General features: G+C 57.6%; 12 protein-coding genes and 1 pseudogene. 10 read left to right on the forward strand and 3 right to left on the reverse strand.

The genetic code is table 11. The features are described from left to right. Positions 1-29 precede the first annotated feature (29 nt). The 7 genes from lon to O6929_01045 all read left to right on the forward strand — a co-directional run bounded on the left by lon (position 30) and on the right by O6929_01045 (position 9,864). On the forward strand, positions 30-2,408 hold the full coding sequence (gene lon, locus O6929_01015; GenBank protein MCZ6478976.1) for an endopeptidase La: 2,379 nt from the start codon (positions 30-32) through the stop codon (positions 2,406-2,408). A 57-nt stretch (positions 2,409-2,465) separates the two neighbouring features. Further along, entirely contained in the window at positions 2,466-4,139 is a 1,674-nt protein-coding gene (locus O6929_01020; protein ID MCZ6478977.1) for a ribonuclease J, read from the forward strand. 10 nt (positions 4,140-4,149) lie between these two features. After that, on the forward strand, positions 4,150-6,354 hold the full coding sequence (locus O6929_01025) for a DNA translocase FtsK (protein MCZ6478978.1): 2,205 nt from the start codon (positions 4,150-4,152) through the stop codon (positions 6,352-6,354). Positions 6,355-6,981: 627 nt separating this feature from the next. Next, positions 6,982-7,503: a signal peptidase I gene (lepB, locus tag O6929_01030; protein MCZ6478979.1), complete on the forward strand. Its 522-nt coding sequence runs from the start codon at positions 6,982-6,984 to the stop codon at positions 7,501-7,503. A 374-nt stretch (positions 7,504-7,877) separates the two neighbouring features. Beyond that, a complete protein-coding gene (gene lepB, locus O6929_01035; protein ID MCZ6478980.1) occupies positions 7,878-8,348 on the forward strand; it encodes a signal peptidase I in 471 nt (156 codons plus the stop codon). A gap of 11 nt (positions 8,349-8,359) precedes the next feature. Further along, positions 8,360-9,421, forward strand: coding sequence for a hypothetical protein (locus tag O6929_01040; protein MCZ6478981.1), 1,062 nt, complete (start codon positions 8,360-8,362; stop codon positions 9,419-9,421). Positions 9,422-9,537: 116 nt separating this feature from the next. Further along, positions 9,538-9,864: a hypothetical protein gene (locus tag O6929_01045; GenBank protein MCZ6478982.1), complete on the forward strand. Its 327-nt coding sequence runs from the start codon at positions 9,538-9,540 to the stop codon at positions 9,862-9,864. A 45-nt stretch (positions 9,865-9,909) separates the two neighbouring features. Here the strand turns inward: O6929_01045 and O6929_01050 are convergent, their stop codons facing one another. Beyond that, on the reverse strand, positions 9,910-10,215 hold the full coding sequence (locus O6929_01050; GenBank protein MCZ6478983.1) for a type II secretion system protein GspG: 306 nt from the start codon (positions 10,213-10,215) through the stop codon (positions 9,910-9,912). 195 nt (positions 10,216-10,410) lie between these two features. Between O6929_01050 and O6929_01055 the strand changes: the two genes are divergently transcribed. From O6929_01055 to O6929_01065, 3 genes are all read left to right on the forward strand, one after another. Continuing rightward, the gene (locus O6929_01055) at positions 10,411-10,695 is read left to right on the forward strand and encodes a DUF427 domain-containing protein (GenBank protein ID MCZ6478984.1); all 285 of its coding nucleotides are present in this window, start codon (positions 10,411-10,413) and stop codon (positions 10,693-10,695) included. 96 nt (positions 10,696-10,791) lie between these two features. Continuing rightward, positions 10,792-11,457, forward strand: a complete 666-nt coding sequence (locus O6929_01060; protein ID MCZ6478985.1) for a DUF3047 domain-containing protein — start codon at positions 10,792-10,794, stop codon at positions 11,455-11,457. Between the two features lie 94 nt (positions 11,458-11,551). Continuing rightward, a complete protein-coding gene (locus O6929_01065; GenBank protein ID MCZ6478986.1) occupies positions 11,552-12,331 on the forward strand; it encodes an SH3 domain-containing protein in 780 nt (259 codons plus the stop codon). Between the two features lie 24 nt (positions 12,332-12,355). On the opposite strand, the gene O6929_01070 is transcribed toward O6929_01065, so the two are convergent. Then, entirely contained in the window at positions 12,356-14,083 is a 1,728-nt protein-coding gene (locus O6929_01070) for a diguanylate cyclase (GenBank protein ID MCZ6478987.1), read from the reverse strand. A 372-nt stretch (positions 14,084-14,455) separates the two neighbouring features. Then, positions 14,456-15,402: pseudogene (locus O6929_01075) on the reverse strand (mechanosensitive ion channel). Positions 15,403-15,469: the final 67 nt, after the last annotated feature.

Raw genomic sequence — 15,469 nt, forward strand, 5'->3', positions numbered from 1 at the left:
GGCAAGGATTCCCGGGATCGGAGCGGAAAATGCCCGAGACGGTCCCTGTCCTGCCCGTGCGGGATGTTGTAGTCTACCCGTTTATGATTCTTCCCCTTTTTGTGGGGCGGGAGAAGTCCATTCGGGCGGTGGAGGGGGCACTCAGCCGGGATCGCGTTATTATCCTCGTGGCTCAGCGGAATGCCGAGGTGGAGGACCCGAGTCCGGAGGAGATCCACGCCGTCGGCACGGTTGCCATGGTCATGCGGGTCCTGAAAATGCCCGATGGTCGCGTGAAGGTCCTGGTCCAAGGGCTTGCTCGGGCCCGGATTACGGAGTTCCTCCGGAAGGAACCGCACTTTGAGGCCCGGATCGTTGAGATCCTCGATGACGAAGTGCCGACGATGGGGGTGGAACTCGAAGCACTGATTCGCACGGTCAAAGAGCAAGTCTCAAAGAGCGCTTCGCTCGGAAAGCAGATATCCCCCGATATCCTAGTTATTATCAGTAACTTGGATCACCCCGGACGCCTGGCCGATCTCGCAGCCTCCAATCTCCACCTGGAGGTGGAACAAGGGGTGGAGATTCTCGAGATCACCAATCCAGTGGAACGGCTCCAGCGGATCAGCGATTTTCTCCTCAAGGAGCTGGAAGTCTTGGAGGTTCAGCAGCGCATTCAGGTCCAGGCCAAGGAGGAGATGGATAAGACGCAGCGGGAGTATTACCTTCGGGAGCAACTCCGGGCCATCCAGAAAGAGCTGGGAGAGACTGACGAGCGGCAGCAAGAGATCGAGGAATTCTCGGAGAAGGTCGAGAAGGCCAAGATGCCTCCCCAGGTGGCCGCAGAGGCCAAGACTCAACTGAATCGCCTCGCTCGGATGCACCCGGATGCCGCTGAGGCTTCGGTGGTCCGGACATACCTCGAATGGCTCATCGAGCTGCCCTGGAGCAAGCACACCAGGGATAAGGTCAAAATCCAGCGGGCTCAGGAAATTTTGGATGAGGACCACTACAACCTGGAAAAGGTCAAAGAGCGGATCGTGGAGTACTTGGCGGTCCGAAAGCTCAAGAAAAAAATGAAAAGCCCCATTCTCTGTTTCGTGGGGCCGCCAGGGGTGGGCAAGACCTCCTTGGGACGCTCCATCGCGCGGGCGCTGGGTCGGAAGTTCGTTCGCATCTCACTCGGCGGCTTACGGGACGAAGCGGAAATCCGGGGCCACCGGCGAACATACATCGGAGCCCTCCCTGGCAAGATCATCCAGGGGATCAAGACCGCCGGGACGAACAACCCCGTCTACATGATGGACGAGGTCGATAAGGTCGGGGCCGATTTCCGCGGTGATCCTTCCGCCGCCCTCTTGGAGGTCCTCGATCCGGAACAAAATGTCAGCTTTACCGATCATTACCTGGCGGTCCCCTTCGATCTCTCGAATGTCATGTTTATCACAACGGCAAACATGGCTGACCCCATTATTCCCGCACTCAAGGACCGGATGGAGATCATCAGCATTTCCGGTTATACCGAGGAGGAAAAGCTCCACATTGCCCGACGGTATCTGATCCAGCGACAACTCCAGGAGAACGGAATCTCTGAAAGGCGTTTACAGCTCACCGACGAAGCCGTGCTCAAAATCATCCACGGGTACACCCGAGAGGCAGGACTCAGGAATCTAGAGCGGGAGATCGCCGCCATCTGTCGGAAGGTCGCCAAAGAAGTGGCAGGAGGGCGGAAGGAGCTCACCAAAGTTACTCTGCAGAATCTCCACCGGTTTCTGGGGGCCCCCAGATATCTCCCCGAACCTGAGCAGGAACGGGACGAGGTTGGGGTTGCCCTAGGGCTGGCCTGGACCCAGGCAGGTGGGGATATCATGTACGTCGAGGCGACGGTGATGAAAGGAAAGGGGCAGCTGTCCCTCACGGGGCATCTGGGTGAGGTAATGAAGGAATCGGCCCAGGCAGCGCTGAGCTATGCCAGGGCGAGGGCGCCGGAGCTTCAAATCAAAGAGGATCTTTTCGGCAAGGTCGATATTCATATCCATGTGCCCGCGGGAGCCATCCCGAAGGACGGACCGTCGGCCGGGATCACCATGGCCACCGCCCTGATATCCGCCCTCACCAAAGTTCCCGTCAAGCGGAGCGTCTCCATGTCGGGCGAGCTGACGTTACGGGGCAAAATCCTGCCCGTCGGCGGGATCAAGGAGAAGGTGTTGGCCGCGCGCCGGAGTGGGATCTCGACGGTACTCCTCCCGCGGAAGAACGATAAGGATGTACAAGAGCTGCCGAAGACGATCCGGCGCGGGATGCACTTTGTCTTTGTCGAACAGGTGGACCAGGTGCTCACAGCGGCCCTCACCAAGCCGGTGAGGGAGAAAGGCCGTCTCGGGGTCACCACCGCGAAAAGCGCCAAGCCGGCGGTGACCGTCCACTGAGACTCAGCAGTCAGCGGCCCGCTGTCAGCTGCTCACCAGAATCGGAGGTGGTGCTCGTTGCCGGAAAATGAGTGGGTCCGGATCATCGCCCTCGGTGGTCTCGGCGAGATCGGGATGAACATGTTCGTCATCGAAACGGCGGACGATATGGTCGTCATCGATGCGGGCTTGATGTTCCCCGAGGAAGAGATGTTGGGAATTGATCTGGTTATCCCCGACTTCAGCTACCTTCTACAACATCGCGATAAGGTCCGAGGGCTCATTCTCACTCACGGCCACGAGGATCACACCGGCTCACTCCCTTTCTTACTCAAGGAACTTCCAATCCCCGTCTACGGGACCCCCCTCTCCCTCGGCCTAGCAGCTGAGAAGATCCGAGAACAGGACGTCCGGGCTGACCTGCGGGCGATCGCGCCCCGGGAGCGCTTCAGCCTAGGAGGACTGCGGGTGGAGTGCATGCGGGTCTGCCATAGCATTCCGGATGGGGTCGGGGTCGCCCTGGAAACGCCTGCGGGGCTTGTCGTCCACGCAGGGGATTTCAAGTTCGACCCCACCCCGGTGGATGGGAAGCTCACCGACTACCACAAGTTTGCCGAACTAGGAAACCGCGGGGTGTTGGTCCTCCTCTCCGACTCGACGAATGCCCTGCGTCCAGGATTCACGCCATCCGAGCGGACCGTTGGTCAGGCTTTGGAGGAGATCTTTCGCACGGTCAGACGGCGGATCATCGTCGCCTGCTTTGCCAGCCACATCCACCGCATCCAGCAGATACTGGAGGTTGCAGCCAGGATGGGGAGGAAGGTGGCCATCCACGGCAAAAGCATGATCGCCAACACGCGGATCGCGGCTGACCTCGGGCACCTCAGGATCCCGCCAGACGTCCTGGTTCGTTTGGACGACCTCAGGCACCTCTCCCCGGCCGAGACGGTGATCATCGCGACCGGCTCACAAGGCGAGCCCCTGTCCGCTATTGCTCGGATGGCAGCAGGCGAGCACAAGCAGATCGAGATCACACCCGGAGACACGGTGATCTTTTCCGCGCGGGTGATCCCGGGAAACGACCAGGCGATCGCGCGGACCATCAACCAGCTCTTCAGGCGGGGGGCGGAGGTCATTACTGAAGAGTTCGCCCCGGTGCATGTCTCGGGTCACCCGTGCCAAGAAGAACTCAAGCTGATGTTGAATCTGACTCGACCGAAGTTCTTTGTCCCGATTCACGGAGAGTACCGACACCGCCATCACCATGCGAGATTGGCGACGGCTGTCGGGATTGACCCGGCCCACATCTGCCTGGCGGAAAACGGGGATATCCTCGAGTTTACCCCCGAGAAGCGAGACATTGTTGGCAAGGTAACTGGGGGACGGGTCTTTGTGGACGGGAAGGGTGTGGGAGATGTCGGCGATGCTGTCTTGCGAGAACGGCAGCACCTGGCAAGGGATGGAATGGTGGTGGTTGTGGTGGGCCTTCATCATCAGACCAGAGCCATTGTGGTCGGCCCCGAAATTGTCTCTCGCGGGTTCGTCCATCTGCAGGAACAGGAGGCGTTCTTTGACGCGGCCAATCACTTGGTGAAGGAGCTCCTGGCCGGCTGTCCGGAAGAAGAGCGGGGGGATGCGAGCATCCTGAAAGAAAAGATAAAGGTCGCCCTGCGGAAATTCGTTCACAAGGCTTTTGATCGCCGCCCCATGATCCTGCCGATCGTCATCGACGTGTGGGGCGCGGAACCGTGAAGGAGGGACGATGAAGCTCTCCTCGGCCTTATCCTCTCTGTTTCGCCATCCCAAGACCAAGGAGGTCCTGGGTCTGCTCGTCATGGCCTTTGCCCTCCTTCTACTGGTGAGCCTCGTCTCCTTCAGTCCCAAGGATCCTTCCTTCTTTCACTATGTCTCCCGCGGAGGAGCGGTGCGAAACTTCGGTGGGTTGGTGGGGGCCCACCTGGCTGGAGATCTCTTCGGGATCTTGGGGGTTGTCGCATTCTTGCTCCCCCTGGCCCTCTTCTGGGTCGGGTTCTCCCTCGTGAGCCGGCGGAGACTACAAGCCCAGACCTTTCGGGTCGTTGGGTTCTTGCTTCTCCTTGGCTCGACCTGTCTCCTCCTGAGTCTGCTCGAGCAGGAAGGGTTCCTCCCTGCATTTCGGGGAGAGCACCCAGGGGGCTTCGTGGGGATACTGCTTCTCACCGCACTTCGCCCCACATTGGGTCCCTTCGGTTTATACCTGGCAACGCTGACCGGGATGCTCCTTTTTATGGTCCTGGTCTCCCAGGGATCGTTCATCGGGACCATCCGCTCCCTCCGGGAGATCTTTGCATGGCTCGGCCGGCGTCTCGCCACGATGGTCTACTCTATCCGGACATGGTTCCGCGCAAGCCCTTCGGGAAAGGAGCCGGTCTCTCGGCAGGCCAGACCGCCCCGGGAGAAGCCCGTTCGGACGACACGTCGGGAAGGGGCTCAAGATCCTGCCCGAGAGGAATGGATAGCGGTCCAGGCGATCCCGAAGGACACAGAGGGACATGAGCTTCCCTCCCTGTCCCTGCTCGAAACCTCAGGCCTCGTGTCCACCCTCCCCTTAGATCAGGAGCGTGAGGCCAACAAAGAAACCCTGCAGAAGACCCTCCGAGATTTTGGGGTTGAAGGGCGTATCAGTGAGACCCAATCGGGGCCGGTGATTACCCGGTATGAGATTGAGCCTGCGCCGGGGATCAAAGTGAACCGGATCGTCGGTTTGGCGGATGACCTGGCACTGTCTCTCAAGGCCTTGAGCGTCCGAATCATCGCTCCCGTGCCTGGAAAAGCTGCTGTGGGGGTAGAGATTCCGAACAAGACGCGTGCCATCGTCAAGCTGAGGGATGTCCTGGATTCTGACACCTTTGACAAGTGTCGATCCTGTCTTCCGATTGCTCTCGGGAAAGACACCTCAGGCGATCCCTATATTGCGGACCTCTTACACATGCCTCATCTCCTGATCGCTGGAGCCACCGGTAGCGGGAAGAGTGTCTTTCTTCACAACACCATTCTGAGTTTCCTCTTCCGTTCCACCCCTCAAGAGGTGAGATTGCTGTTGATCGATCCCAAGCGGGTTGAACTCGCTGCTTACAACGGGATTCCCCACCTCGTGGATAACCCACTTGTCCCCGAGATGAATGGAAAAGAGAAGGCGTGGCAGGTCGTGACGGACACCAAACAAGCCGCAAAATGTTTGCAGCTGGTGGTGAAGCACATGGAGGCCCGGTACAAGCTCTTGGCTGAGCTTGGTGTTCGGTCAATTGAGGCCTATAACAGAGGGAGACCTGAGGGAAGTCCCCGGCTCGCATATCTCGCGGTCATCATTGATGAACTTGCGGATTTGATGCTTTCGGAATCGTCCGGGGTGGAAAGTGCGGTCGCCCGCTTGGCGCAGATGGCGCGGGCGGTAGGGATTCATCTCGTATTGGCCACGCAACGGCCTTCGGTAGATGTGATCACGGGGGTGATCAAAGCCAATTTCCCCGCCAGAATTTCCTTTCAGGTCTCCTCGAAGGTCGATTCGCGGACGATTCTGGATGTGAACGGAGCTGAACAGTTACTGGGGGGAGGCGACATGCTGTTTCTCCCTCCGGTGAGTTCGAAGCCCACCCGGATTCACGGGTGCTACGTGTCGGATCAGGAGATTTCACGTGTGGTAGACTTTTTGAAGGTGAGAGAGGTCCGAGAGCCTTTCCCGTGGTCGCTCCAAGTCGGTGAAGACCACGTGAGCGAAGACGTCGACGTCGCCGATGATGAAGACGAAGCCCTGTACCGTGAGGCAGAAGGGATTGTACGCCGGACGGGACAACCTTCCATTTCTCTTTTGCAGAGACGCCTCAGGATCGGTTTTAACAGGGCGGGTCGGATGATTGACCGCATGGAACGCGAAGGCATCGTGAGTCACCCCGATTCGAGGGGGCATCGGATGGTCCTGAGGCCCTAGGGCCGTTCCAACTTAATTTGAACGGCCTGCCATGTTGCAAGGGTCGTGAGCGAGTGCAGCGAGCAAGTTGGCGCAATTAGTTGGAACGGTACTAGTACCCCTCCAACTAAATCTCCCTGAGCACATCAAGCTTCCGCGAGGGGTACTGAGGGGTTGTAGGGGAGAGACTCCCCTACGCTTGGGGGGTGCTCAGCGAGGCTAAAGTCGAGCGCCGAAGGGGGGCCTGCCCCCCTAGCGGAAGTGACGCACCAAGGGGGGATTGTTAGCGGGAAATAGTTGGTGCGGCACTAGAGACCCTTTCCCGAGCAGCATCGAGACAATCTGTCCCACCTATGGACTGGTCCTGTTTCCTTCTAGAGAAAAATTCGGACAAAAAATTAGAGGCGAGCCCCGCTGGCAGTGCTTAGAGGGCCGTAAGTGTTTGTATTCGTTGTGTCCGTCCCAAAAAGTGAGCCAGCCGGATCGGGCTCCGTCATTGGCAGTGGTCCCATACTTGCTAGTAAAAACGTGGCCCAGCTCCGTCGGTCCCAGCCGAGAAAACGGCGATCAAGGGGATGACAAGTCTGGGGTACAGCGCCCACAAAGCCAGAGGTCGATCGGATAATGACAGAATCCCGTGAACACAAAATGAGAGCCTTTTTTAACTCGCGCTTCGTCAAAGGCGAGAAACGGAGAAGCTACCGCCTGGCGTTCATCCTGTTCTGGTCCATCCTCATGTATCTCTTTTTCAGTCATTTTGTCATAAGCGTCGGGATCATACGGGAGACGAGCATGGTTCCGACGGTGCCCGAGGATGGCTACTACTTGGTCAATAAGTATATCTACTACTTTACCCGCCCCAAGCGAGGAGATATCGTCGTCCTGCGACAAAATGCCTATACACCTGAGATCCTGAAGCGGGTGGTCGGGCTGGAGGGTGAGACGCTGCTGATCAAGGGAGGCCACGTGTACATCGACGGTCGTCGATTGGACGAACCCTACGCTTTGGGCGGTACGTATCCCGATTTCGGTCCACATGCGATTGAGAAAGATACCTATTTCATCCTCGGGGACAACCGAAAGGTGAGTAAAGATAGTCGCCATTTTGGTACCGTTCCGTTTCAGAATATCGAGGGGAAAATCAAGCCAGGAGTATTCTTTCCGTTGTAGTAGAGCGACCCAGCTCTTTGTGGTCCTCCCTCCCTTCTTGATCCGGTCTAGCCCCCGTCAGGATTTCTGATGAGGCTGTACGGAAACCGGCAGTTTGGCAGAGGGGGTATCCTGTAACCACCTGTAATTACAAAGAGATACAAGACCAGGAGTGGCCCCAGATATGCATACGATACATGGCTGGTGTACGTGTAAAGACGGTGGCTCAGGCGGATGCTCGGACAGCTCATAGCAATCGCGGTTGAAGGCGAGCAGCGAGGCGAATGATGGCGGAAATCACTTCGGAGATGGGCCGTACAAGAACAGAGGACGAAAAAGTTTTTTTTGACTGGCGTTATGTCAGGGGCCTGAAAGAGCACCGAAGACATTACAGAATGGCCTTCATCCTGTTCTGGTCCATCTTGATGTATTACTTCGTTCAGGGATATGTCGTGGCCCTCGGGCTTGTGATAGACAGGAGCATGCAACCGTCGTTGCACAAGGAAGGGTATTATTTGGTCAACAAGTACATCTACCAGTTTACGAGTCCCGAGCGAGGGGACATTGTGGTGTTTAAGAGAACTCCAGATGCCGCTATGTTAGACGCCAAGCGCATTATCGGACTCCCCGGGGAAACCGTGCTGATTAGATCGGGAGATGTCTATATAGATGGCCACCGGTTGGAGGAGGCGTACGCCGTTGGCAAAACACACCCGGATCTCGGTCCCTATTCCGTCGCCGAGGGCACCTACTATGTCCTCGGGGATAGCCGATGGGTGAGGGAGGACAGCCGGGAGTTCGGGTCCCTTTCATTGAAGAAAATAGACGGGAAGATCGCACCGGACAAGCTATTCCCATTCCGCTAAAAAGCCACGAGATGGGTGCGCGAGATCTCCAAGAATCTCTTATTAAGGTTGTAGAGCGCGCCCAGGGGATCGAGATCCGTCGATACGAGCAGCGAGAGGAAGGTCCCCTTCACGACGAACTGCTGCCCACCATCAAAGAGGCCCTTTCAGAAGCGATCGATACCTTCACCCAGGTGATTGAATCCTACAGCACCCCCATCACAGATGACGATACAGGTGCCGTGTCAGATCCACCTCATGCCAGCTTTGGTTCCGACACGGATTCGACAAGGCATGGCGCCGAGCGGATCGCCGATATGTCATTTGTGGCCCGATGGGAGCTGCACCAAGAGCGTGAAGAACTTGGCAAGAACAGTTTTAGCAAAGAGATGTGGAGCCTCGTTAACGCGTGCAGCAGTGCACGTCGACGGTTAACCGCATCAGCGATTGCGGTCGAATACGCCATCTGTGCACAGGAAGGTCTGACTAGTACCCTCCATGACCTGTATCTCCGCGAACTGAACCACTCGCTACAAATCCGGCACGCGTATGCCCTGTTTCGGAATGCGGTGGTGGGGAAGGGTCCACCGAACCCGAAAAATGTGCGTCACCGCCTCCGCAAAGTTGCTACCGCCATTAAGAAGCTCACTCGAAGCGACATCTACAGCGAACTGCGTACCTCCGATCGCGTTCACCTACAGGAACTTCGCGGTCGAATCGCGGAATGCGTCGGGGTAAGCCGAGATGGCGATCCTCACGGGGCGCTCAGGCTATGGCAGGATATCGAGAACCTCTCCGAGCTTTTGCTGGGGATAAACAACCGGAGCGAGCTTCGTGAACATGATCAGAGCCTCGTTTCCGAGGCCTATAGCAGCCTTTTCGAGACCGATGGCGTGCCTGATTCGATTGCTGAGGAGCTACAGGTCCGCTTGCAGTCCCTGTTCGGCAGGGACGCGGAGGTGGACCGTCTGATTGTCATTCAGGGACCCCATTCGCCCGAGAAGTGGAAAAGTCCACTCGAAAGCCTCCTTGAAAGCCTGAGCCCCAACAGGCAAGAAACGGATTGGCCCGAGGTATCACTAGAGTCGTTTTGAACGTATCCAAGGTACATCGGTAATCTTGCTTCGCCCCCGCAAACCTTCGCATTTCGTAATTGCGGAAAGCTCAGCTATAATTATCGCCAATTTCTCGGTAAGGAGGTGAAAACCTTATGGCCTACTATCTCGTGCGGGCCAGGCCCCAACGAGAGCGCATGTCGGACCTCGAAAAGTTACTCGCGCAGCACGCTTTTATTGACCTGCGTCCATTCGGCCAATCGCTAACCGCCGGGCTTAGCGGTGCGCGGGTCGGCGCGGATGGGCTCGCCCTCTGGGAAGAAGAGGATTACTGCTCGCCCCCCCTGGCCATGGAGCGGGCCGCGGTGCTTGACGCGTATTTTGATGATATCCAGGTCGAGGCGGTCAAACTCGGCGAGGGTTGGAAGCGCATTCGGGAGCTGCCGCGACTCTTCTCAACGCTACCGTCTGCACCAGAGTGAGAATGTAGAAGTATACTGCAATTAGAGCCTGGGCTTTAGACCTGGTTACTGGAGGTGAATGCTTCCCGTGCTGGGATCATAGGCGTAGAGGTCGGGGTCGATCTCCTGATACTGGACAATGGGTAGATCGGATAGGCTCGCAGGAAAGCGTCTCTGTTCGATGTAATACTGCTGAATCGCTGTCTTCAGCGCGTGCATGTCGGCCTTGGCTCTCACTCTTTTTGCCCGTTCGCCCGCTTGGATGACCTCGTTTCCGTATTGCTGAATGGGGTTTTGGCTCTCACTGCATCCGACTGCGACGAGCAACATTATACCCGCGACGGTTGCCGGCCAGATTTGTTTTCTGAGCATTTTCCTCCTCCTGGAGTACCGTTCTAGCGCAAGCAGAGGTGCAAGCGGCGTGCCGTGTTTGGCCGGCCCCCACCCCCCGTCCCCGCGCTACAGGAGGAAAATGGAGGGGTGCAGTGGGGCTTGCTCATTCGTCCAGAAAAGGCTACCATGGGCCCCCTCAGCCAGAAATGAGCTTCTTTAGGATAGGAGGCAACAATGCCGAAAGCGATCTGGAATGGGGCGGTCCTGGCCGAAAGCGATAGGTGCGAGGTCGTTGAAGGCAACTACTATTTTCCGCCGGAATCGATTAATCAGCAGTACTTCAAGGAAAGCGACAAACACACGACTTGCCCATGGAAAGGCATGGCGAATTACTACGACATCGTGGTGGAGGGTCAGGTCAATAAGGATGCTGCTTGGTATTACCCCGCCACCAAGGAGGCTGCCCAGAATATCAAAGGCTACACTGCCTTCTGGAAAGGCGTGAAAGTCGAAGCGTGAAGGTGGTGTCAATTGCGAATCGAGGATGCGACGGCCTGCTGTACGTCTGATCCTATAGGAGAAAGTCAACAGATGACGTCACTTTCCACGGGCTGTGTGAGGCGTATTCGGGTCGCCATCGGGCTGCTGACTCTGGGCCTTCTCCACGTGACGGCGGTTTGGGCGCAAGAGGTGGTCGTCGTTGACTTCGTCCAAGTAAAAGACACGGTCCCACAGGGATGGGAACTGCACGAGCATGAGGGAAAAGCAGACTTGGCCCTCGTGCCTGACGGGGTCAGCCAGGTGCTCAAGCTCCGGAGTAGGTTGTCCTCCTTTTCTCTGAACAAAGAGCTGGGAATAGACCTCACCAAGACCCCCTACTTGGAGTGGCAGTGGAAGGTCACCGAGCTCCCCAAAGGGGGGGATTTCCGCAAGAGCGCCACCGACGATCAGGCGGCTCAGCTCTATGTGGTCTTTTATTGGGGGGTTTTCAAGAAGCAGGCCATTGCCTACATCTGGGACAGTACCGCTCCTGTAGGGACCACGGCAAAGGTTTCTCCCCCGGTTCCACTCGTGACCATCTATGCGGTGGTGGTCCGATCCGGGGATAAGAAGCTGGGGAAGTGGGTCACCGAGACGCGGAACGTGGTGGAGGATTACAAAAAGCTCTTTGGGAGCAAGGTGAAAGAGGTCCAGGCCATCAGGATCCAAATCAACAGCCAGCACACCAAATCGGAGGCCGAGTCGTACTGGAGGTTTGTACGCTTCAAGGCACACCCCTAACGGTTCCCTTCCCGCCTGCTATTCCGTCCCTCATTCTCGGACAAACTGGTACAAATTTTGCTTCTTCCTCAAACTCGAGGGCCACCGAGATAGGGTGAAAGGCACAGTGGTGATGCCGAGAGAGGGGGACATGTCCGCGATCCATCCGTTCAGCTCGTACCGGCCTCGTTTCTTCCTGGTATTTTCTCTCATCATCTCGACTATTCTCCTTTCTGCATGCGTCGGGAAAACGCGGCAACAGAGACTGGCCCCTGGCGAAGGAATGGCAGGGGAGCACACTGCCGCTCTGGAAAAGGAGAACGCCAAGCTCAACCTCGCTGTTCTGGAAAAAGAAACCCAAATCAAGGAACTGGAGAAAAAATACGACGAGGCCGTTCAAGAGGTGGTCCGGACCAAGGCAAAACTGCACAGCCTGGAAAGCAAGGCAGAGGCAGCCTCCACCATGGCAGAAGCCGAGATTGCCGTGAAAGCCCTGAAGGCGAGGGCGGCCGGGCAAAAGGACAACCCAGAAGTCATCCAGGCCAAGCATCTGTTGGAAATGAGCGCCCGTGAATTGAAGAAGCATAACTACGGCGGCGCCCTGTACCTCGCCAGCCAGGCGAAGAGTCTTGTGCATATTGGCCAGAAGCGGTTGATGAGCCGAGAGAAGATAGCGATCGTTTCGGGCGAGGTCCTCTTTGCCTTGCCGCTCCCCCTGGAGGTGTTGGCGAAAAGCAACGTGAGACAAGGGCCAGGTCTCGATTTCGACGTGCTGTTCACGCTAGAGAAAGGCACCCCGCTCGTCGGCCATTCATATAAAGACGACTGGGTTCGGGTTAAAGATGAGGATGGCCGCGGCGGCTGGGTCTATCAGACTCTGGTGGGCGGGCGGTAGCAGGGCGGTCAAGAGTGCTTTAGCTTAACGGACGGATTTCGCCCGCTGCTTCGTTTTCTCTTCTCGTCTGGTGCTCGCACGAACCACCCGGTTGCGCCCGCGGCGCTTCGCCTGGTAAAGGGCGGCATCGGCGCTGGCGATAATGGATTCGGGGGCATCGCCGTGCTCTCGAAATCCGGCGACGCCGATGCTGACGGTGATCTGTTTGCTCCCGTTGCCAAATGTCTCCATGGCCACGCGAGTGCGAATACGTTCAGCAGACTCCAAGCCTCCAGTTAATGCGGTTTCTGGAAGCATGACCAGGAACTCCTCGCCCCCATAGCGCGCCACATAATCAACGCTGCGGATCGATTCCCTGAAGATGGACGCGATCTTGGAAAGCAGCTCGTCTCCGGCGAGGTGGCCGAAGCTGTCGTTATACTTCTTGAAGTGATCAATATCGATCATGAGTACCGAAAAGGGACGTTCGTGCCGGCGGGCTCGGGCCACCTCATTGGCGAGGGTTTCCATTAAATGTTTTCGGTTATAGAGCCCGGTCAGGCTGTCGGTGACGGAGAGCTGTGCCAGCTCCCTGTTTCTCTCGCTCAGCGTGTTGTTGATGGCGGCCAAATCGTCCCGCCCTTGGTGCAGGCGGGCCACCATATCGTTGAAGACCTCGGTCATGTAACCCACCTCGCCGCCGCTCAAGACGGGAAGATCCACTTGCAGGTCACCGGCAGCCACCTTGGCCGCGCCTTTGGTCAGGCGATCCAGGGGACGAACGATGGTGAGGCCGAGGATATAGGCGGTCAGGCCGATGCCCAGCAGTAGCCCTGACACCATCAGCAGGGTCAGATTCCGAAGCCGGACAACCTGAGCGTATGCTTCCTCCCCTCGTATCTCTGCTACAACCGCCCATTCCAATTGGGGCACACGCTTGAGGGTTCCCACGACCTCTTTCCCCTGGTGGTCCGTGTATTCGAGTGAGGCCGCCTCTTTTTTAAACAGCGCCTGGGTGGTCCGAGGCGCCAGTTTTGATTTCATGAATGGCGAGGGGATCAGCCGAGAACTGATGACCAGGGTCCCATCCTGGGCGATCACATACACGTGTCCTGATCTTCCAAGAGAGAAGCTTTTCAGGAACTTATGAATTGTTTGAAAATTTAGTCTTGCCGTCAGTACCCCCAAGAAGCGACCGTTTGCGGCCTTGATAGGTACGGCGATCATCATTCCCACTTTTTTCAAGGCCTCGTCCCAATGCGCCTCACCCAGGATGATATCATCTTTTCTTGCGAGGTTCAGCCAGCCGGGTGGGAGGGTTACAGGGCCAGGCCGGCGAGCGGTGGTGGCCACGACTTGGGCCTTCTGGTTGATAACCAGGAGTTCTTCGTAGTCGACAAATTTCGCCCGGACCGATTTGAGGTAGTCCTTTAGGCGTCGGAGTGCCTTGCCTTCCTTACCTGTGGCACCGTGGTCCCGAAGGATTTTCTCCAGGTTCTCTGAAACCTCGTAGGAGCTCGAGAAGACGCGCACGTCGTAGAAACGCTCCTTGAGCCATAAGTCAATCTCCCGTGCAGTATGGGAGGTAACATTTCGCAGTTCCTCCGTGATCTTTTCCGTCAGGGACCGCTTGTTCTGCACGTACGATAGCCAGCCCATGGTCAGGGATGGGATGAGGGTGGCCAGCAGAGCGAAGACCAAGATCTTGCTCTTGATGCTGTGCAAGCGGAAGGTATCGAGGAAGGTCGAAATGGTTTCTTCCCAGGAACCCAAAAGGCCCCTCCTTTTCGAAGGGTGCACCTTGCAAAAACTGAACCAGATTAGAGGCCTTTCAGAATTCCTCCTGCCTGGCACATGGACCGGCCACGGTCATACCTAGGGAAAAAGAAAGAGCCCGGCACTGTGAGCCGGGCCCTCTCTTTCCAGCGTGATCCTTGCCTTCAGGAGTCTTTGGACCGTATGGACTGTATCCACCCCCCTAGTGCCGCACCAACTATTTCCCGCTAACAATCCCCCCTTGGTGCGGCACTTCCGCTAGGGGGGCAGGCCCCCCATCGGCGCGCGGCTTTGGCCTCGCTGAGCACCCCCCAGGCGTAGGGGAGGCTCTCCCCTACATCCCCTCAGTGCCCCTCGCGGAAGCTTGGTCTACTTAGCAGGAGTTAGATGGAGGGGCACTAACTCGCGGGCCGCGATATCGCGGCCTCCGAGGCCGAAGGCTATCGCTACGGCCACGGCGATTGCCCCGAGCAGCAGACCAAAGGTCAGATTGATGATCTCATTCGCCAGGCCCATCTGCCGGAGCGCCATGGCCCCCGCCAGCACGACGATCGAGAGCCGCGCGGCCATGGCCAACAAACCGGCCTGAGCTGCTCCACTCGCCAGCACGGTTTTGGAGGCCAGATTGGCGAGGTAGAGGCCGATGGCAAAGATGATCAGCCCCAAGAAAATATGATCGGCGAAGACCAGGAACTGCGCGATCAGGTCACCTAATGCCTCAAAGCCAAGCAGCCCCAATGCCTCGATGGTGGCAAACAACATGATCGCCACGAGAACGAGGTATCCGACGATGGCTGATGGGGTCCGCGCTGCTTCAGCAGACTCCCTGGCGAGCCCGAGTCGCACCAGGAGGGCATCGAACCGACCCCACTGAGCAGATTGGCGATCAGTCCGCTCACCACGCGCCCTACCATATATGCCAGCGACACGAGCAGCATGGCGGCAAAAATGGCAGGGATCGCCTCGAGGATCATGTTGAGCATGTTGCTGGCCGGTCGGGTGATTGCTTCCAATGCCAAAGCGTTCAGTGCGGCAATCAGCACCGGGATAAGAATCAAGATGTAGACGACCAGGCCAAGGACCCCGGAAAGGCGCTGCGTCCCCAGCACTGGCGCTAATCCCACCCGGTCACTCAGCCCGTCCGCCCCGACAGCGACCAGCAGGTTGGTCACAATCCGTTGCACAATGCGGGCGAGGAACCAGCCGACGCCCAGGATCAGACCCGCGGCGAAGAGGCTAGGGAGAAAACGAAGGATCTGGTTCATCATGTCTTGGACCGGCCGGAGCAGCCCTTCCAAGGCCAGGGCACCCAGCACTGCGGGTAAAAAGAGCAGAAAGACCAGCCAGTACACCGCATCGGCGACCGATTTCGTGAGGGGGACG

It is taken from the genome of Candidatus Methylomirabilota bacterium (genome assembly GCA_027293415.1).
In the GTDB taxonomy this organism is placed as follows: domain Bacteria; phylum Methylomirabilota; class Methylomirabilia; order Methylomirabilales; family CSP1-5; genus CSP1-5.